This is a genomic window from Streptomyces sp. NPDC052107 (assembly GCF_040680215.1).
In the GTDB taxonomy this organism is placed as follows: Bacteria; Actinomycetota; Actinomycetes; order Streptomycetales; family Streptomycetaceae; genus Streptomyces.
Genome location: NZ_JBFAWG010000009.1, coordinates 206587 through 224135, shown reverse-complemented (window position 1 = coordinate 224135; position 17549 = coordinate 206587). Strand labels below are relative to the sequence as shown.

The window sequence follows — 17549 nt, the reverse complement described above, 5'->3', positions numbered from 1 at the left end:
CGGTGCACGATGACTGCATGCTGCTGACCCGGCTCGCCCAGGTGTCCCGGGAGGTCGCCGCGACGGCGGCCCGGTCCCGTAAGACGGCGCTGCTCGCCGAACTGTTCCGGGAGGCGGAGGCGGACGACGTGCCGATCGTCATCCCGTATCTGGCCGGGCGGCTGCCGCAGGGCCGGCTCGGCGTGGGATGGAAGGTGCTGAGCCGCCCGGTGCCGCCGGCCGGCGAGCCTGCGCTCTCGGTCCGGGAGGTCGACGCCCTGCTCGGCGAGCTGGGCAAGGTGTCGGGGCCGGGCTCGCAGGTGGAGCGGGTCCGGCTCGTCGGCGAGCTGATGGGCGCGGCCACCGAGGAGGAGCAGCGTTTCCTGCTCGGTCTGCTCACCGGCGAGGTACGCCAGGGCGCGCTGGACGCGGTCGCCGTGGAGGGCCTCGCGCAGGCGACGGGCGCCGACCCGGCCGCCGTACGCCGGGCGGTGATGCTCGCCGGGTCGCTGCAGACGGTCGCCCAGGCCCTGCTCGGCGAGGGGGCCGGCGCGCTCGACCGGTTCCGGCTCACCGTGGGCCGCCCGGTGCTGCCGATGCTGGCGCACAGCGCGTCCTCGGTGGCAGAGGCGGTGGAGAAGCTGGGCGCCTGCGCGGTGGAGGAGAAGCTGGACGGCATCCGGGTGCAGGTCCACCGGGACGGTGACACGGTCCGGGTGCACACCCGCACCCTGGACGACATCACCGACCGGCTGCCGGAAGTGACCGCCGCCGCACGGGAGTTGCGGGGCGAGCGGTTCATCCTGGACGGCGAGGTGATCTCCTTCGACGCGGCCGGGCGGCCCCGGTCGTTCCAGGAGACGGCGGGCCGGGTCGGCTCCCGGACGGACGTGGCGAAGGCGGCCGGGGAGGTCCCGGTCTCCCCCGTCTTCTTCGACGTCCTGTCGGTCGACGGCGCCGATCTGCTGGACCTGCCGTTCGCCGAGCGGCACGCGGAGCTGGCCCGGCTGGTGCCCGAGCCGATGCGGGTGCGCCGGACGGTCGCCTCCGGGCCGGGGGACATCGGGGAGGCGGAACGCTTCCTCGCCGAGACCCTGGCCCGCGGCCACGAGGGCGTGGTGGTCAAGGCGCTGGACGCGCCGTACAGCGCGGGCCGGCGCGGAGGAGCCTGGCTGAAGGTCAAGCCCGTGCACACCCTCGACCTGGTGGTGCTGGCCGCCGAGTGGGGCCACGGCCGCCGCACCGGCAGGCTGTCCAACCTCCACCTGGGCGCCCGCACCCCCGACGGCGGCTTCGCCATGCTCGGCAAGACCTTCAAGGGCATGACCGACGCGATGCTCGCCTGGCAGACCGAGCGGCTGCGGGAGCTGGCCGTCGAGGACAACGGCTGGGTGGTCCGGGTCCGCCCCGAACTCGTCGTGGAGATCGCCTACGACGGCCTCCAGCGCTCCTCCCGCTACCCGGCCGGCGTCACCCTGCGCTTCGCCCGCGTGGTCCGTTACCGCGAGGACAAACGCCCCGAGGAGGCCGATACCGTGGAGGCCCTGCTGGCGGCCCATCCGGAGGTCAAGCCGTGACGGTGCGTGCGACGAAGCGCAGCGCGGGACTGCTGTTGTTCCGGCATACCGACGACGGACTGGAGGTATTGCTCGGCCATATGGGTGGTCCGCTCTGGGCGAAGAAGGACGCCGGGGCGTGGACCGTGCCCAAGGGCGAGTACGACCCCGACGAGCCCGCCTGGGAGGCCGCCCGGCGCGAGTTCCAGGAGGAGCTGGGACTGGCGCCGCCCGACGGGAAGGCCGTACCGCTGGGCGAGGTGGCGCAGAAGAACGGCAAGGTCGTCACGGCCTGGGCCGTCGAGGGGGACCCGGACCTGAGCGGCTTCAGCCCCGGCACCTTCACCCTGGAGTGGCCGCCGCGGTCCGGGCGGGTGCAGGAGTTCCCGGAGCTGGACCGCGTGGAGTGGCTCGGCCTGGACCGGGCCCGTGAGCTGATCATCACGGCGCAGACCGCGTTTCTCGACCGGCTGGCGGAGCACTCGGCCTGAAGGGACCCTACGCGTTGCGGACGGCCGCACCGCGCGCGAAGGTCTAAACAAGCCCGCTCCCAGGGAGGTCAGCCATGCCCATCGCGACGGTGAACCCGGCGAACGGCGAGACGCTCAAGACGTACGAGCCGATGGGTGAGGAAGAGCTGGAACGCCGGCTCCAGCTCGCCGAGGCCACGTTCCGCACCTACCGGACGATGTCGTTCGTCGACCGTGGCCGGCTGCTGCTGAGGGCCGCCGATCTGCTGGACGAGGATCAGCAGGAGGTCGCCAGGGTCATGACCACCGAGATGGGCAAGCCGATCAAGCAGGCCCGCGCGGAGGCCGCGAAGTGCGCCAAGGCGATGCGCTGGTACGCCGAACGCGCCGAAAGACTGCTGGCCGACGAGGAGCCCGCCGAGTCGGACGTGAAGGACTCCGGCGCGTCCCGGGTCCGGGTGCGGTACCGGCCGATGGGGCCGGTCCTCGCGGTGATGCCCTGGAACTTCCCGCTCTGGCAGGTGATCCGGTTCGCCGCGCCCGCGCTGATGGCGGGCAACGTGGGCCTGCTCAAGCACGCCTCCAACGTCCCCCAGACGGCCCTGTACCTGGAGGACCTGTTCCACCGGGCGGGCTACACGGAGGGCTGTTTCCAGACCCTGCTGATCGGCTCGGGCGCCGTGGACGACATCCTGCGCGATGAGCGCGTGAAGGCCGCGACGCTCACCGGCAGTGAGCCGGCGGGCCGGGCGGTGGCCTCCACCTGCGGGGAGATGATCAAGAAGACGGTGCTGGAACTGGGCGGCAGCGACCCATACGTCGTGCTGCCCTCCGCCGACCTGGACCGGGCGGCAGAGGTGGCGGTCACCGCGCGCGTGCAGAACAACGGGCAGTCCTGCATCGCCGCCAAACGGTTCATCGTGCACACCGACGTCTATGACGCCTTCGCCGAGAAGTTCGTCGCCGGCATGAAGGCGCTCAAGGTCGGCGACCCGCTGGAGGAGGACACCGAGGTCGGACCGCTCTCCAGCGAGCGGGGGCGGAAGGATCTGGAGGAGCTGGTCGACGACGCCCGGCGCAGCGGCGCCGAGGTGCTGTGCGGCGGCGAGCGGCGGGACGGGCCCGGCTGGTACTATCCGCCGACCGTGCTGGCCGGGATCACCCGGGAGATGCGCATCCACCGGGAGGAGGCGTTCGGGCCGGTCGCCACGCTGTACCGGGCCGGCGACCTGGACGAGGCGCTGCTCATCGCCAACGACTCGTTGTTCGGACTGAGTTCGAATGTGTGGACGCGGGACGAGAGCGAGGTGGAGCGGTTCGCGCGCGACCTGGAGGCCGGATCCGTGTTCGTCAACGGGATGACCGCCTCCCATCCGGCGTTCCCGTTCGGCGGGGTCAAGCGGTCGGGGTACGGGCGTGAGCTGTCCGGGCACGGAATCCGCGAGTTCTGCAACATCACCACGGTTTGGCAGGGTACTTGAGCGCTGCGCGGCTACCATCCCCTTTTGTGAACCGCGAAGTGACCCTGCCTCTGATCGTCGACGACCGCGGTACCTTGCAGGTGGCAGCGGCCGACGTGAGCAAGTTGCTGCGGACCGTGGGCGGGCGGTGGCTGCGGCTTGTCGAGGCCGGGGAGCCGGGGTTGGACGAGGACACGGTTGCTGCGTTGACCATCGAGCTGGCCAAGCTTGCGGATCGTATCGACGTGGCGTGCATTGCGCACAGCAGTGGGGCGCCCTAGCCCAGCGAAGTCCAGAACATTCCCTCGTACGCCTGAAGCAGGCTTCCGTAGGTGTGCGCGCCGTTGGTGTCCAGGGTGCCGGCGTCCAGGGCCGCCTGAACCGCCGCCGTCGCCTGTCCGTCCAGGTCCGGGGCCGGTTCGGCGAAGAAGTCGAAGAACGCGCAGGACTCGTCCGTGAAACCGTAGTGCGTGCGCAAACCCGTCGCGATGCGGGCGCAGTAGTCGCCCCAGGCAGAGAAGTTCGCCGTGAGGGCCAGGACGACGTCTGCCGGGGCGGCGTTGAGGGCCGGCCAGGAGACGTGGGCGGGGTAGGCCTGGCAGCCCGCCAGGGGGACGTATGTCCGGGAGCGGTCCTCGGTGACGCCGCAGGCCCGGGAGAAGGCGGTCAGGTGCCGTGCGGCCAGCTCCTCGCCGGTCGCGAGCGTGGTGAAGAAGGCCGCCGAGGCGGGGTCGGCGCGCTGGGCCAGATACTCGAACGAGCGGCGGTCGGCGGGGATCACCCACTGCTGTTCCAGGGCCAGACGGGCGAGCGTCCGAGGAGCTGCCTCGCCGCGTTCCACCAGGGGGACGAAGGGGTTGGCGACCGGGTCCGGGGCGAGTGCCCTGGTGGTCGTTTCCAGTAGATCCTCGGCCGATTGCGCCATGGTGTTCTCCCTCCCGCGGACGTGCGGTTTCCTACCGGCCCCCGACTCCGTTGTCCCCGGTCTGGAGTAGTTCGGCGCGAGATCGTCGCCAGGTCGAGTGATCGTGGGTGAACCACCTCCTGAGGTGAACGACCCTCTGACCGGCGGGCGCAGGCCTTCCGGAAGGCTGAAAGCAGGCACGGTTCATGGCGACTTTGTGCAGACCCACGGTGTCGGTGCCGGAGCACGTGATCACGATGGAGGAGACGCTGGAACTGGCGCGGACCCGGCATGCCGACCACCCCCAACTTCCGCTCGCGCTGCGGCTGATCGAGAACACGGGCGTCAAGACCCGGCACATAGTGCAGCCCATCGAGGAGACCCTCAAGCATCCCGGCTTCGAGGAGCGCAACAAGCTCTACGAAGCCGAGTCCAAGGCCCGGGTTCCCGCGGTGATCCAGCGGGCGCTCGACGACGCCGAGCTGCTCACCACCGACATCGACGTGATCGTCTACGTCTCGTGCACGGGCTTCATGATGCCCTCGCTCACAGCGTGGCTGATCAACGAGATGGACTTCGACCCGACCACCCGACAGCTCCCGATAGCCCAGCTGGGCTGTGCGGCGGGCGGCGCTGCGATCAACCGCGCGCACGACTTCTGCACGGCCTATCCCGACGCCAACGCGCTCATCGTGGCCTGCGAGTTCTGCTCGCTGTGCTACCAGCCCACCGACCTGGGCGTCGGCTCGCTGCTCTCCAACGGTCTGTTCGGTGACGGCATAGCCGCCGCCGTGGTCCGCGGCAAAGGCGGCACCGGCATCGAGCTGGAACGCAACGGCTCGTACCTGATCCCCAAGACCGAGGAGTGGATCATGTACGACGTCCGGGCAACCGGATTCCACTTCCTGCTCGACAAGCGGGTGCCGGCCACCATGGAACCGCTGGCCCCGGCGCTGCAGGACCTCGCCGGGATGCATGGCTGGGACGCGTCCGACCTGGACTTCTACATCGTCCACGCAGGCGGGCCCCGCATCCTCGACGACCTCAGCAAGTTCCTCCAGGTAGACCCGCACGCGTTCCGGTTCAGCCGGGCCACCCTCACCGAGTACGGCAACATCGCCTCCGGCGTCGTGCTGGACGCGCTGCGCCGGATGTTCGACGAGGGCGGCATCGAACACCGGGCGCGCGGGCTCCTCGCCGGGTTCGGGCCCGGCATCACCGCGGAAATGGCGCTGGGCCGCTGGCGCACCGACCGAGAGACGGCATGAGTACGGCATGACCGAAGAGACGCTCACCGAGACCCTGCCCCCGATCCGGCACTGGCCGGCGCTCGACCTGACCGGGACGGACTTCGACCCGGTGCTGACCGAGCTGATGCGCGAAGGGCCGGTCACCCGCATCCAGCTGCCCAACGGCGAAGGCTGGGCCTGGCTGGTGACCCGGTACGACGACGTGCGCATGGTGACCAACGACCCCCGCTTCAGCCGCGAGGCCGTCATGGAGAAGCCGGTCACCCGGCTGGCCCCGCACTTCATCCCCGACCCGGGCGCGGTCGGCTTCCTCGACCCGCCCGACCACACCCGGCTGCGCCGCTCGGTGGCGGCCGCGTTCACCGCGAAGGGCGTGGAGCGGGTACGGGAGAAGGCGCGCGCCATGCTGGAGGAGCTGGTCGACGAACTCCTCCAGGACGGCCCGCCCGCCGATCTCACCGCGACGGTCCTCAGCCCGTTCCCGATCGCGGTGATCTGCGAGCTGATGGGCGTCCCGGCCGGTGACCGGCACACCATGCACACCTGGACCCAGCTCATCCTCTCCTCCTCGAACGGCAAGGAGGTCAGCGAGAAGGCCAAACGGGAGATGGCCGCCTACTTCTCGGACCTGATCGGGCTGCGGGAGAACAGCACGGCCGAGGACGTCACCTCACTGCTCGGCGCCGCTGTGGGCCGGGGCGAGGTGACCCTCGGGGAGGCCGTCGGGCTCGCCGGCCTGCTGCAGATCGGCGGCGAGGCGGTCACCAACAACACCGGGCAGATGTTCTATCTGCTGCTGACCCGCCCCGACCTGGTGCAGCGGCTGCGCGCGGAACCGGAGATCCGCCCCCGGGCGATCGACGAGCTCCTGCGCTACATCCCGCACCGCAACGCGGTGGGCCTGTCCCGGATCGCCATGGAGGACGTGGTGATCAGAGGCGTCCGCATCCGCGCGGGCGACCCTGTCTACGTCTCCTACCTGGCCGCCAACCGCGACCCGGACGTCTTCCCCGACCCGGAGACGATCGACTTCTCCCGCAGCCCGAACCCCCATGTGTCCTTCGGTTTCGGCCCGCACTACTGCCCCGGCGGCCAGCTCGCCCGGCTGGAGTCGGAGCTGCTGGTGGACACCCTGCTGGACCGGATTCCAGGCCTGAGGCTTTCCGTACCGCCGGAGAAGGTGCCCTTCAAGAAGGGCGCGCTGATCCGGGGCCCCGAGGCCCTTCCGGTGACCTGGTGAGTGTCCGATGACGGAGGCCGAGGGACTGTACGTACCGCCGGGCCACGGCCGTGTCGTGGAGACACCGGCCCAGCGGGTGACGTACAAGGTCACCGGAACGCACTCGCGGATGGCCTCCACCTTCGAGGTGGAGGTCCCGCCGGGCTTCGACGTGGGCGCGCATGTGCACACGCGCAGCGAGGAGCTGTTCTACGTCCTGGAGGGCGAACTGGACGTCCTCGCCTTCGAGCCGCGCATCCGCACTCCCGACAACTGGCAGAAGTGGGAGTCGAGTTCGGGCAGCCGGGTAGTGCGGGCGACGCCGGGCACGGTCATCGTCGTACCACCGGGGTGCCCGCACGCGTTCGCCAATCCGACGGACACGCCAGCGAAGATGTTCTTCCAGGCTAGTCCGCCACCGGATCACGAACGCTACTTCGAGGAGCTGCTGGAGATCCTGGGGAACGGGGGTCCGCCGGACCAGGAGGCGATCGAGGCCTTGCGGGCCAAGTACGACATCCAGCAACTCACTCCGCTCAGGCACCGTTAACGGACGGGCATGCCCGAGAGCGTGCGGGCGATCACCAGCCGCTGGATCTCGCTCGTGCCCTCGAAGATCGTGTAGATCGCGCTGTCCCGGTGCATCCGCTCGACCGGGTACTCACGGGTGTACCCGTTGCCGCCGAGGATCTGGATGGCCTGGGCGGTCACCTTCTTCGCGGTCTCACTCGCGAACAGCTTGGACATCGACCCCTCGGCCGCGGTGAACGGCTTGCCGTTGATCGCCATCCAGGACGCGCGCCAGACCAGCAGCCGCGCGGCGTCGATCTGCGTCCGCATGTCCGCGAGCTGGAACGCCACACCCTGGTTGTCGATGATCGGCCGGCCGAACTGCTCCCGGGTCTTCGCGTAGTCGAGGGCGACCTCGTACGCGGCCCGGGCGGTGCCGACCGCCATCGCGCCGACGGCCGGGCGGGACGCCTCGAAGGTGGCCATCGCCGCGTTCTTCACACGCTCACCACCTCTGGCAGCCCTCTCGCGGGCCCGGGCCAGCCGCTCGTCCAGCTTCTCCTTGCCGCCGAGCAGGCAGGAGCCGGGGACGCGGACGTTGTCGAGGATGACCTCGGCGGTGTGCGAGGCGCGGATGCCGTGCTTCTTGAACTTCTGGCCCTGGGCCAGGCCCGGCGTACCCGGCGGGACGATGAAGGAGGCATGACCCTTGGAGCCCAGCTCCGGGTCGACGCCGGCGACGACGACGTGGACGCCCGCGATGCCCCCGTTGGTCGCCCAGGTCTTCGTGCCGTTGATCACCCACTCGTCCTTGGCCTCGTCGTACACGGCACGCGTGCGCATGGAGGCGACGTCGGAGCCGGCGTCGGGCTCGGAGGAGCAGAACGCGGCGACCTTGACGTCGTTGACGTCGCCGTACATCTGCGGGATCCAGGTGCCGATCTGTTCCTCGGTCCCGTTGGCGAGAACGCCCACGGCGGCGAGACCGGTACCCACAATGGAGAGGGCGATGCCCGCGTCGCCCCAGAACAGCTCCTCCATCGCCATCGGGATGCCGAGACCGGTGGGGTCGAAGTACTGCTGCGCGTAGAAGTCGAGGGAGTAGATGCCGACCTTCGCGGCCTCCTGGATGATCGGCCAGGGAGTCTCCTCGCGCTCGTCCCACTCGGCGGCCGCGGGGCGGATCACGTCGGCGGCGAAGCCATGGAGCCACTCCCGGACTTCCCTCTGTTCGTCGTTCAGCTCCATGGTGAACTCGGCCATGTCCCCTCCAGCGGCGGCGGTGCGATGTTACTAGCGGTAACACGAGTCTGTTACCGACCGGTAGGAAAAGTCAACCGGTGATGACGCTCGGCATCCCGTTCGATGTCAGGGGCACAGTCAGTGTTAGTTTGCGCAGGCGTCACCGAATCACCACGGGTGGGGAGAGCACATGGACACCACACAGCGGACCGATCAGCAGCGATCCGCCGACCGCCGACGGCGCGAGCTGCTGGAGGCCGCGGACCGGGTGGTGCTGCGCGACGGCCCGCAGGCGTCGATGAACGCGATCGCCGCGGAAGCCGGCATCACGAAGCCGATCCTCTACCGCCACTTCGGCGACAAGGGTGGCCTTTACGCCGCTTTGGCCAAGCGGCACACGGACGCGCTGCTCGATTCGCTGCGGGCGGCGCTGGACGCTCCTGCCGACCGGCGGGAGCGGGTCGAGTCGACACTGGACACGTATCTCGCCGCAATCGAGGCGCGGCCTCAGGTGTACCGGTTCCTGATGCATCCGGCGGAGGGGAGCACGGGCGGCGACCAGGGCTTCGATGTCGGTAAGCACTCCGCGCCGTTGCTCCGCAGGATGGGCGAGGAGTTGGCTCAGGTCATCGAGGAGCGGGTGGATCTCGGGCCGGAGAGCCAGCAGCTGGCTCGGGTGTGGGGGCATGGGATCGTCGGGATGATGCATGCCGCGGGTGACTGGTGGCTGGGCGAACGACCTTGTTCTCGGGCCGAGTTGGTGCGGTCCCTCGCCGATCTGCTGTGGGGGCGGCTTGCGGCTGCGGGGGACAAAATAGGAGGTCCGGGGTTCTGACGGGCGGTTTCCACGTGCGGGTGCGTGGGGGTTGCTCGCGCCCACGCGGCGGAGCCGCATATCGATACGCCCCGCGCCCCTTCAGGCAGATCCCCTCACCGGTGCCATGCGGCTCGCTCGATCTGTCTCGCCAGTCTGCGCCTGCGCCACCCGCCCAAGTGATCCGCGTACACCCGGCCCTCCAAGTGGTCGTACTCGTGCTGCAGGCACCGTGCGAAGAACCCGGTGCCATGCACGGTCACCGGCTCCCCCGTCATCGTGGAGCCCTCGACCACCGCATGGTCGTAACGCTCCGTCCCCGCCTCCAGACCCGGCAGGGACAGGCATCCCTCGGGTCCCCGGATCACCACCCCGTCGACCTCCACCAGGCGCGGGTTAACCACGTGTCCCAGATGCCGCACATCCTCGTCATCCGGGCAGTCGTACACGAACACCCGCAGCGGCACCCCCACCTGATTCGCCGCCAGACCGACCCCCTGCGCCGCGTACATCGTGGCGAACAGGTCCTCCACGAGGGCCGCCAGTTCGGGGCCGAATTCGGTGACTTCCCGGCATTGTTCGCGCAGCGGCGCGTCGCCGAGCAGGGTGAGAGGCCGGACGCGCCCGTGGGCGCCCGGAATGGAACCGTGTCGCATGGCGGCAAGGGTACGGTTCGTTCAGCCCATGCCCGCCGCTCAAGGCGTGGGCCGGGATTCGGGTGTGCGAACGGATCTCGATAGGCTGAGGTCACACCACGCTGCCGGATGGCCCCAGGCGCGGCGCGTACGCAAGGAGGATCGAGAACTGATGGCAGGCAACTCGGACCCGCTCACGCCGCGGGCCAAGCTGGCCGTGACCGCGGGCAAGGCGGTCGCTGCGGCATCGCGCGCCGCGGGACGCGGCAGCGGGTCGGTGATCGGTGGCCGGGTCGCACTGAGACTCGACCCCGACCTGCTCGCCCGGCTCGCGCAGAACCTGGACGTCGTCCTGGTGTCGGCGACCAACGGCAAGACGACGACCACCCGGCTCATCGCAGAGGCGCTGCGCGCCGCGGGCCCGGTCGTGTCGAACGCGCTGGGCGCCAACATGCCGGCCGGTATCACCTCCGCGCTCGCGGGCGGCTCGGACGCGAAGTTCGGTGTCATCGAGGTCGACGAGAAGTACCTGGCCGGTGTGGCCCGGGACACCGACCCGAAGTGCATCGCCCTGCTCAACCTCTCCCGCGACCAGCTCGACCGTGCCGCAGAGACCCGGATGCTCGCCGAGAACTGGCGCGAGGGTCTGGCCGGGTCCAAGGCCGTGGTCGTCGCCAACTGCGACGATCCGCTGGTGGTGTGGGCCGCCTCCTCGTCCCCGAATGTGATCTGGGTCGCGGCCGGGCAGATGTGGAAGGACGACGCCTGGTCCTGCCCGTCCTGCGGCGGTGTGATGCAGCGCCCGGGCGACGACTGGTTCTGCGGTGAGTGCGGGTTCCGCCGGCCGACGCCGACCTGGGCGCTGTCGGGGGACCACGTGCTGGATCCGCACGGGTCCGCCTGGCCCATTCATCTGCAGCTCCCGGGCCGCGCCAACAAGGCGAACGCCGCCTCCTCCGCGGCCGTCGCCGCCGTCTTCGGGGTGCCGCCGCAGGTCGCCCTGGAGCGGATGTACCAGGTGCAGGCCGTTGCCGGACGCTATGACGTCGTACAGTTCCAGAACCGCGATCTGCGGCTGCTGCTGGCCAAGAACCCGGCCGGCTGGCTGGAGACCTTCTCCCTGATCGACCCGCCGCCCGCCCCGGTGATCCTGTCCGTGAACGCCCGCGGCGCCGACGGCACCGACACCTCCTGGCTGTGGGACGTCGACTACACCCGGCTGACCGGCCACCCGATCTTCGTCATCGGCGACCGGAAGCTGGACCTCGCCGTCCGTCTGGAGGTCGCGAACCAGCACTTCCAGGTCTGCGAGAACCTCGACCAGGCCGTGCAGATGTGCCCGCCGGGCCGGATCGAGGTCATCGCGAACTACACCGCGTTCCAGGACCTGCGCCGCCGCGTCGGCAACTGATCTTCTGATCCTCGAAGGGCGATCACCTCATGAGCGACAACCAACTGCGGCTGGTGTGGATCTACCCGGACCTGCTGAGCACCTACGGCGACCAGGGCAACGCCCTCGTCGTGGAGCGGCGGGCCCGGCAGCGCGGCCTGGACGTGGCCCGGCTCGACGTGCGCAGCGACCAGCCGATCCCGACCTCCGGCGACATCTACCTGATCGGCGGCGGCGAGGACCGTCCGCAGCGGCTGGCGGCCGAACGGCTGCGCCGCGACGGGCACCTGTCCCGTGCGGTGCAGAACGGCGCGATCGTGTTCTCCGTCTGCGCCGGCTACCAGATCCTCGGCCACGAGTTCATCAACGACCTCGGCCAGCGCGAGCCGGGTCTCGGCCTGCTCGACGTGGTGTCGGTGCGCGGCGAGGGCGAGCGGTGCGTCGGTGACGTGCTCGCCGACATCGACCCTCAGCTGGGCCTGCCGCAGCTGACCGGCTTCGAGAACCACCAGGGCGTCACCCACCTCGGCCCCACCGCCCGCCCCTTCGCACGGGTGAAGATCGGCAAGGGCAACGGCACCGGGGACGGCACGGAGGGCGCGTACAACGGGACCGTCTTCGGCACGTACATGCACGGCCCGGTCCTCGCCCGCAACCCGCAGATCGCCGACCTGCTGCTGAAGCTGGCGCTCGACGTCAACGCGCTGCCGCCGACCGACGACCGCTGGTACGAGGCGCTGCGCAACGAGCGCATCACGGCGGCGCAGCAGCCCGCGTAGGCACGGCCGCGCTGCAGCCGCGTAAGCGGCGCGACAGCACGACCTCAGCACCATCTCAGCGCGTTCCGGCAGCCTCGTGGCAGGCCCGCCTGACGGCCCGTCCGCTCACATGTGCGGGCGCGTCCAGCAGGCGGACGCCCGCTACGGAGCCACCCCCTCACGCCGGTATGGTGGCCGGGAATCCGCCGGACAACGTGGTCCGGTTTCCCGGCCCACGTTGAGAAGGTATTTCGGGCTATGCGCATTGGTGTCCTCACGTCCGGCGGCGACTGCCCCGGCCTGAACGCCGTCATCCGGTCCGTCGTGCACCGTGCCGTCGCCGACCACGGCGACGAGGTCATCGGTTTCCGGGACGGCTGGAAGGGCCTCCTGGAGTGCGACTATCTCAAGCTCGACCTCGATGCCGTGGGCGGCATCCTGGCGCGCGGCGGCACCATCCTCGGCTCCTCCCGGGTCCGCCCGGAGCACCTGCGGGACGGGGTCGAGCGGGCCAGGGGCCATGTCGCGGAACTCGGTCTCGACGCGATCATCCCGATCGGCGGTGAGGGCACGCTGAAGGCGGCCCGGCTGCTGTCGGACAACGGGCTGCCGATCGTGGGCGTGCCCAAGACCATCGACAACGACATCGCCGTCACGGACGTCACCTTCGGCTTCGACACGGCCGTCACCGTGGCGACCGAGGCGCTGGACCGGCTCAAGACCACCGCCGAGTCGCACCAGCGCGTGCTGATCGTGGAGGTCATGGGCCGGCACACCGGCTGGATTGCGCTGCACTCCGGTATGGCGGCCGGCGCCCACGCCATCGTCGTCCCCGAACGGCCCTTCGACATCGAGGAGTTGGCGGCGAAGGTCGGCGAGCGCTTCGATGCGGGCAAGCGGTTCGCCATCGTCGTCGCGGCCGAGGGCGCCAAGCCCAAGCCCGGCTCCATGGACTTCGACGAGGGCGGCAAGGACATCTACGGCCACGAGCGCTTCGCCGGCATCGCCCGGCAGCTGTCGGTCGAGCTGGAGCAGCGGCTCGGCAAGGAGGCGCGGCCGGTGATCCTGGGTCATGTGCAGCGGGGCGGCACGCCGACGGCGTACGACCGAGTGCTGGCGACCCGTTTCGGCTGGCACGCGGTGGAGGCCGTGCACCGGGGTGAGTTCGGGCGGATGACGGCTCTGCGCGGGACCGACATCGTGATGGTCTCGCTGGCGGAGGCCGTGGAGACCCTGAAGACCGTCCCGGTGGAGCGGTACGACGAGGCGGAGTGCGTGCTGTAGTTCGGCTGAGAACAAACCGCCCCCGGTCACAACCGTGACCGGGGGCGGTTCTACTCTTGGGGCGGACAACTTGCACAACCCCCACGAATCAGGAGCCGACGGATGGATCACAGCGGGCACGGCATGATGATGGATCTGCCGCCGTTCACGCTGGGACGGGGGCTGGAGTGGTCCGCTGATCCGTTCTTCCTCGTCGCCTGCCTGCTCGGTCTCGCCCTGTACGGCTGGGGTGTCGTACGGCTGCGGCGGCGCGGGGACGCCTGGCCGGTCGGCCGTACCGTGTCGTACGTCGTCGGTGTGCTGACCGTCGCCCTGGTGATGTGCACCAGACTGAACGACTACGGCATGGTGATGTTCAGCGTGCACATGGTGCAGCACATGGTGATCAGCATGCTGACACCGATCCTGATCCTGCTCGGCGCCCCGGTCACACTGGCGCTGCGGGCGCTGCCGACCGCCGGCCGGGGTCGCAAGGGCCCGCGCGAGCTGCTGCTGGCGCTGCTGCACAGCCGCTACACGCGGATCGTCACGCACCCGGCGTTCACGATCCCGATGTTCATCGCGAGCCTGTACGTCCTGTACTTCACCCCGCTGTTCGACTTCCTGATGGGGTCGAAGGCCGGGCACATCGCGATGATGGTGCACTTCTTCGCCGTGGGCATGGTGTTCTTCTGGCCGATCATGGGCGTCGACCCGGGTCCGCACCGGCCGGGATACGTGATGCGGATGCTGGAGCTGTTCGCGGGAATGCCGTTCCACGCGTTCTTCGGCATCGCGTTGATGATGGCGACGGCGCCGATGGTGAGCACCTTCGAGCACCCGCCGGCCTCGCTCGGCATCGACGCGCTGTCCGACCAGAACGCGGCCGGCGGCATCGCCTGGGCGTTCAGCGAGATCCCGTCCGTGCTGGTGCTGATCGCGCTGCTGTTCCAGTGGTACGGCTCCGAACAGCGACAGGCCAGGCGCAAGGACCGGGCCGCGGATCGGGACGGCGACAAGGAGCTGGAGGCGTACAACGCCTATCTGGCCTCGCTGAACGCACGCGAGAGCTAGCCGGAGCCGTCCCGTCCGGGCGGGAACCGGGGCACCATGGTCATGGACGGACCAAAAGGAGGGTGTCGCGATGCCCGGTTCCACGAACGGTTCCACCAAGGCGATGGGGGCTCTCACGGTCGGCGGGCTCGTCGTCGTGACCGCCTACACGGTCGCGCTCGGCAGCAACGGCTGGCTGTGGTTCGGATGGGTGGTGCTGGGGCTGCTGACGCTCGCCATGGTCGTCACCCAGTCGTGAGGCCGGCCGCCCGGCGGAGCTGACTACAGTGCCCGCATGAGCAGCAGGACGACCTCGTTCGACGACCTCGACCGCAAGATCATCACCGCGCTGATGGCGAACGCCCGGACCAGCTTCGCCGAGATCGGCGCGGGCATCGGGCTGTCCGCGACCGCGGTCAAGCGGCGCGTGGACCGGCTCCGGGAGGCCGGGGTGATCACCGGGTTCACGGCGACGGTCAAGCCCTCGGCGCTCGGCTGGCGCACCGAGGCGTACGTCGAGGTGTACTGCGAGGGCGCGGCCCCGCCCCGGCGGCTGGCGGAGGTGGTGCGCAACCATCCGGAGATCACCGCGGCCATGACGGTCACCGGCGGCGCCGACGCGCTGCTGCACGTGCGGGCGCGGGACGTGGAGCACTTCGAGGAGGTGCTGGAGCGGATCCGGGTCGAGCCGTTCATCCGGAAGACGATCAGCGTGATGGTGCTGTCCCACCTGCTCCCGGAAAGCCCGGAGGCGGGCGCGACCCACGCCGCGCCGGAATGAGCCGAGGCCTGCGCAGGAGTCCTGCGTAAACGCCCTGAAATACGCAGCGATGCTGCGCATCTACGCAGCTTTTTTTTCTTGTCGGCCGTCTGCCTCCCTTTCTACCGTGGTGTACACCCCCAGTGACACTCAGCAAAGCGGAGGAAACCCTCTGTGTCCGAAAGCCGTGCGCGGCGTCCTCGGCGCTTTCTCGTCTGCGAACCCAGACACTTCGCCGTGCAGTACGCGATCAATCCCTGGATGCACCCCGACAAGCCGGTCGACGTGGATCTCGCCCGGGAGCAGTGGCAGACGCTGATCAGCGCCTACCGCGCCCACGGTCACACCGTCGAGTCGGTCGAGCCGGTCCCCGGCCTGCCCGACATGGTCTTCGCCGCCAACGCGGCGTTCGTGGTGGGCGGCCGGGTCTTCGGCTCCCTGTTCCACGCCCCGGAGCGGCGCCCGGAATCGCTGCACTACGACACCTGGTTCAAGGCCGCGGGCTACGACGTGTACCGCCCGGAGTCGGTGACGGAGGGCGAGGGCGACCTGGTGTGGACGGGCCGCTACGTGCTCGCCGGCACCGGGTTCCGCACCACCCGTGAGGCGCACCGCGAGGCGCAGGAGTTCCTCGGCCATCCGGTGATCGGCCTGACCCTGGTGGACCCGTACTTCTACCACCTGGACACGGCGCTGTTCGTCCTGGACGACGACAACATCTGCTACTACCCCGAGGCGTTCTCGGCGGGCAGCCGGGAGGTGTTGCGCCGGCTGTACCCGGACGCGGTGCTCGCCACCCGCGAGGACGCGATGGCGTTCGGCCTGAACTCCGTCTCCGACGGCCGGAGCGTCTTCATCGCCCCCCGGGCCGAGGCGCTCGCCGAGCGCCTGGCCGGCCACGGCTACACCCCCGTCCCCGTCGACCTGTCCGAGTTCCACAAGGCCGGCGGCGGCATCAAGTGCTGCACCCAGGAGATTCGCTGATGACCGCACCCGCGCGCACGCGTACGTCCGACGACCTGATCCGTGCGGAGGAGCCGGTCCTCGCACACAACTACCACCCGCTGCCCGTGGTGGTCGCCCGCGCCGAGGGCACCTGGGTGGAGGACGTCGAGGGCCGCCGCTACCTCGACATGCTCGCCGGCTACTCGGCTCTGAACTTCGGCCATCGTCACCCCGCGCTCATCGAGGCCGCACACCGCCAGCTCGACCAGCTGACGCTGACCTCCCGCGCCTTCCACAACGACCGGCTCGCCGAGTTCGCCGAGCAGCTCGCGGAGCTGACCGGCCTCGACATGGTGCTGCCGATGAACACCGGCGCGGAGGCGGTGGAGAGCGGCATCAAGGTGGCCCGCAAGTGGGCGTACGACGTGAAGGGCGTCCCCGCCGACCGGGCGACGATCGTGGTCGCGGCGGAGAACTTCCACGGCCGTACGACGACCATCGTCAGCTTCTCCACCGACGAGACGGCCCGGGCCGGCTTCGGCCCCTTCACGCCCGGGTTCAAGATCGTGCCGTACGACGACCTGGCCGCGCTGGAGGAGGCCGTCGACGAGACCACGGCGGCCGTGCTGATCGAGCCCATCCAGGGCGAGGCCGGCGTGATCATCCCGAGCGAGGGCTACCTCGCCGGGGTGCGGGAGCTGACCCGCCGCAAGGGCTGCCTGTTCATCGCGGACGAGATCCAGTCGGGCCTCGGCCGCACCGGCCGCACCTTCGCCGTCGAGCACGAGAACGTCGTGCCGGACGTGCTGCTGCTCGGCAAGGCGCTGGGTGGCGGGATCGTGCCGGTGTCGGCGGTGGTGGCCCGGCGCGAGGTGCTGGGTGTGCTGCACCCGGGCGAGCACGGCTCCACGTTCGGCGGCAACCCGCTCGCGGCGGCGGTCGGCACGGCCGTGGTCGAGCTGCTCAAGTCCGGTGAGTTCCAGCGCCGGGCCGCCGAGCTGGGCGTGATCCTGCGGGACGGGCTGACCGAGCTGGCCGGCCGGGGCGTGGTCGGGTTCCGCTCCCGCGGCCTGTGGGCGGGCGTCGACGTCGACCCGGCGATCGGCACCGGCCGCGAGATCAGCGAGCGGCTGATGCGGGAAGGGATCCTGGTGAAGGACACCCACGGCTCCACGATCCGGCTGGCACCGCCGCTGACCATCACGGCGGAGGAGCTGCGGTCCGCGCTGGCGGCACTGGAGAAGGTGCTGGGTTCGTGAGGCCGGTGTGGGGCGGCCGAGGCCGCCCCACACCGATCGCCCGCTTGCCCGAAGGGTGAAGATTGAGCCATGAGGGGGTAGA

19 protein-coding genes are annotated in these 17549 nt (G+C 70.2%); 16 read left to right on the top strand and 3 right to left on the bottom strand.

Going from position 1 to position 17549, the window contains the following annotated elements; all coding sequences use genetic code 11:
* Nucleotides 1–17 precede the first annotated feature (17 nt).
* The 4 genes from AB0M27_RS13315 to AB0M27_RS13300 all read left to right on the top strand — a co-directional run bounded on the left by AB0M27_RS13315 (nt 18) and on the right by AB0M27_RS13300 (nt 3746).
* Nucleotides 18–1556: an ATP-dependent DNA ligase gene (locus AB0M27_RS13315; protein WP_365721026.1), complete on the top strand. Its 1539-nt coding sequence runs from the start codon at nt 18–20 to the stop codon at nt 1554–1556.
* Nucleotides 1553–2026 carry an NUDIX domain-containing protein gene (locus AB0M27_RS13310; RefSeq protein ID WP_365721024.1) on the top strand — a complete coding sequence of 158 codons (474 nt, stop codon included), beginning with the start codon at nt 1553–1555 and terminating at the stop codon, nt 2024–2026. Before AB0M27_RS13315 ends, AB0M27_RS13310 begins: the two co-directional genes overlap by 4 nt.
* Before the next feature lie 74 nt (nt 2027–2100).
* A complete protein-coding gene (locus tag AB0M27_RS13305; protein WP_365721022.1) occupies nt 2101–3486 on the top strand; it encodes an NADP-dependent succinic semialdehyde dehydrogenase in 1386 nt (461 codons plus the stop codon).
* A 26-nt stretch (nt 3487–3512) separates the two neighbouring features.
* On the top strand, nt 3513–3746 hold the full coding sequence (locus tag AB0M27_RS13300; protein ID WP_351811608.1) for a DUF6213 family protein: 234 nt from the start codon (nt 3513–3515) through the stop codon (nt 3744–3746).
* On the opposite strand, the gene AB0M27_RS13295 is transcribed toward AB0M27_RS13300, so the two are convergent.
* Nucleotides 3743–4390, bottom strand: a complete 648-nt coding sequence (locus AB0M27_RS13295) for a transcriptional regulator (RefSeq protein ID WP_365721020.1) — start codon at nt 4388–4390, stop codon at nt 3743–3745. The genes AB0M27_RS13300 and AB0M27_RS13295 overlap by 4 nt on opposite strands.
* Before the next feature lie 185 nt (nt 4391–4575).
* On the opposite strand from AB0M27_RS13295, the gene AB0M27_RS13290 reads away from it, so the two are divergent.
* The 3 genes from AB0M27_RS13290 to AB0M27_RS13280 are packed head-to-tail and all read left to right on the top strand — an operon-like array spanning nt 4576 to nt 7388.
* Nucleotides 4576–5637: a type III polyketide synthase gene (locus AB0M27_RS13290; protein WP_365721018.1), complete on the top strand. Its 1062-nt coding sequence runs from the start codon at nt 4576–4578 to the stop codon at nt 5635–5637.
* A 7-nt stretch (nt 5638–5644) separates the two neighbouring features.
* Complete coding sequence (locus AB0M27_RS13285) at nt 5645–6859, top strand: cytochrome P450 (RefSeq protein WP_365721016.1); 1215 nt, start codon at nt 5645–5647, stop codon at nt 6857–6859.
* A 7-nt stretch (nt 6860–6866) separates the two neighbouring features.
* The gene (locus AB0M27_RS13280) at nt 6867–7388 is read left to right on the top strand and encodes a cupin domain-containing protein (RefSeq protein WP_365721014.1); all 522 of its coding nucleotides are present in this window, start codon (nt 6867–6869) and stop codon (nt 7386–7388) included.
* On the opposite strand, the gene AB0M27_RS13275 is transcribed toward AB0M27_RS13280, so the two are convergent.
* Nucleotides 7385–8611: an acyl-CoA dehydrogenase family protein gene (locus AB0M27_RS13275; protein WP_365721012.1), complete on the bottom strand. Its 1227-nt coding sequence runs from the start codon at nt 8609–8611 to the stop codon at nt 7385–7387. The two genes, AB0M27_RS13280 and AB0M27_RS13275, sit on opposite strands and share 4 nt — an antisense overlap.
* A gap of 169 nt (nt 8612–8780) precedes the next feature.
* Here AB0M27_RS13275 and AB0M27_RS13270 point away from each other — a divergent pair, with 169 nt between their 5' ends.
* Complete coding sequence (locus AB0M27_RS13270) at nt 8781–9425, top strand: TetR family transcriptional regulator (RefSeq protein WP_365721010.1); 645 nt, start codon at nt 8781–8783, stop codon at nt 9423–9425.
* A gap of 95 nt (nt 9426–9520) precedes the next feature.
* Here the strand turns inward: AB0M27_RS13270 and def are convergent, their stop codons facing one another.
* The gene (gene def / locus AB0M27_RS13265) at nt 9521–10060 is read right to left on the bottom strand and encodes a peptide deformylase (protein ID WP_365721008.1); all 540 of its coding nucleotides are present in this window, start codon (nt 10058–10060) and stop codon (nt 9521–9523) included.
* A gap of 151 nt (nt 10061–10211) precedes the next feature.
* On the opposite strand from def, the gene AB0M27_RS13260 reads away from it, so the two are divergent.
* The 8 genes from AB0M27_RS13260 (at nt 10212) to rocD (ending at nt 17467) form a co-directional block, all read left to right on the top strand.
* Nucleotides 10212–11450, top strand: coding sequence for a MurT ligase domain-containing protein (locus AB0M27_RS13260; protein WP_362122277.1), 1239 nt, complete (start codon nt 10212–10214; stop codon nt 11448–11450).
* 29 nt (nt 11451–11479) lie between these two features.
* Nucleotides 11480–12208, top strand: a complete 729-nt coding sequence (locus AB0M27_RS13255; RefSeq protein ID WP_365721006.1) for a glutamine amidotransferase — start codon at nt 11480–11482, stop codon at nt 12206–12208.
* Nucleotides 12209–12445: 237 nt separating this feature from the next.
* Nucleotides 12446–13471, top strand: coding sequence for a 6-phosphofructokinase (locus AB0M27_RS13250; protein WP_365721005.1), 1026 nt, complete (start codon nt 12446–12448; stop codon nt 13469–13471).
* A gap of 102 nt (nt 13472–13573) precedes the next feature.
* The gene (locus AB0M27_RS13245) at nt 13574–14524 is read left to right on the top strand and encodes a cytochrome c oxidase assembly protein (protein ID WP_365721003.1); all 951 of its coding nucleotides are present in this window, start codon (nt 13574–13576) and stop codon (nt 14522–14524) included.
* Between the two features lie 70 nt (nt 14525–14594).
* Nucleotides 14595–14762 carry a hypothetical protein gene (locus tag AB0M27_RS13240; RefSeq protein ID WP_107093214.1) on the top strand — a complete coding sequence of 56 codons (168 nt, stop codon included), beginning with the start codon at nt 14595–14597 and terminating at the stop codon, nt 14760–14762.
* Nucleotides 14763–14798: 36 nt separating this feature from the next.
* Complete coding sequence (locus tag AB0M27_RS13235) at nt 14799–15284, top strand: Lrp/AsnC family transcriptional regulator (protein ID WP_365721001.1); 486 nt, start codon at nt 14799–14801, stop codon at nt 15282–15284.
* Nucleotides 15285–15437: 153 nt separating this feature from the next.
* Complete coding sequence (ddaH, locus tag AB0M27_RS13230) at nt 15438–16247, top strand: dimethylargininase (RefSeq protein WP_365720999.1); 810 nt, start codon at nt 15438–15440, stop codon at nt 16245–16247.
* On the top strand, nt 16247–17467 hold the full coding sequence (gene rocD / locus AB0M27_RS13225; protein WP_365720997.1) for an ornithine--oxo-acid transaminase: 1221 nt from the start codon (nt 16247–16249) through the stop codon (nt 17465–17467). Before ddaH ends, rocD begins: the two co-directional genes overlap by 1 nt.
* Nucleotides 17468–17549: the final 82 nt, after the last annotated feature.

Bases quoted from the DNA above. Each gene is read 5' to 3' on its own strand.
- AB0M27_RS13275 (WP_365721012.1), bottom strand. From the start codon at position 8,611: ATGGCCGAGTTCACCATGGAGCTGAACGACGAACAGAGGGAAGTCCGG.
- rocD (WP_365720997.1), top strand. From the start codon at position 16,247: ATGACCGCACCCGCGCGCACGCGTACGTCCGACGACCTGATCCGTGCG.
- def (WP_365721008.1), bottom strand. From the start codon at position 10,060: ATGCGACACGGTTCCATTCCGGGCGCCCACGGGCGCGTCCGGCCTCTC.
- AB0M27_RS13305 (WP_365721022.1), top strand. From the start codon at position 2,101: ATGCCCATCGCGACGGTGAACCCGGCGAACGGCGAGACGCTCAAGACG.
- AB0M27_RS13280 (WP_365721014.1), top strand. From the start codon at position 6,867: ATGACGGAGGCCGAGGGACTGTACGTACCGCCGGGCCACGGCCGTGTC.
- AB0M27_RS13290 (WP_365721018.1), top strand. From the start codon at position 4,576: ATGGCGACTTTGTGCAGACCCACGGTGTCGGTGCCGGAGCACGTGATC.
- AB0M27_RS13235 (WP_365721001.1), top strand. From the start codon at position 14,799: ATGAGCAGCAGGACGACCTCGTTCGACGACCTCGACCGCAAGATCATC.
- AB0M27_RS13240 (WP_107093214.1), top strand. From the start codon at position 14,595: ATGCCCGGTTCCACGAACGGTTCCACCAAGGCGATGGGGGCTCTCACG.
- AB0M27_RS13295 (WP_365721020.1), bottom strand. From the start codon at position 4,390: ATGGCGCAATCGGCCGAGGATCTACTGGAAACGACCACCAGGGCACTC.
- AB0M27_RS13285 (WP_365721016.1), top strand. From the start codon at position 5,645: ATGACCGAAGAGACGCTCACCGAGACCCTGCCCCCGATCCGGCACTGG.
- AB0M27_RS13270 (WP_365721010.1), top strand. From the start codon at position 8,781: ATGGACACCACACAGCGGACCGATCAGCAGCGATCCGCCGACCGCCGA.
- AB0M27_RS13260 (WP_362122277.1), top strand. From the start codon at position 10,212: ATGGCAGGCAACTCGGACCCGCTCACGCCGCGGGCCAAGCTGGCCGTG.
- AB0M27_RS13315 (WP_365721026.1), top strand. From the start codon at position 18: ATGCTGCTGACCCGGCTCGCCCAGGTGTCCCGGGAGGTCGCCGCGACG.
- AB0M27_RS13255 (WP_365721006.1), top strand. From the start codon at position 11,480: ATGAGCGACAACCAACTGCGGCTGGTGTGGATCTACCCGGACCTGCTG.
- AB0M27_RS13245 (WP_365721003.1), top strand. From the start codon at position 13,574: ATGGATCACAGCGGGCACGGCATGATGATGGATCTGCCGCCGTTCACG.
- AB0M27_RS13250 (WP_365721005.1), top strand. From the start codon at position 12,446: ATGCGCATTGGTGTCCTCACGTCCGGCGGCGACTGCCCCGGCCTGAAC.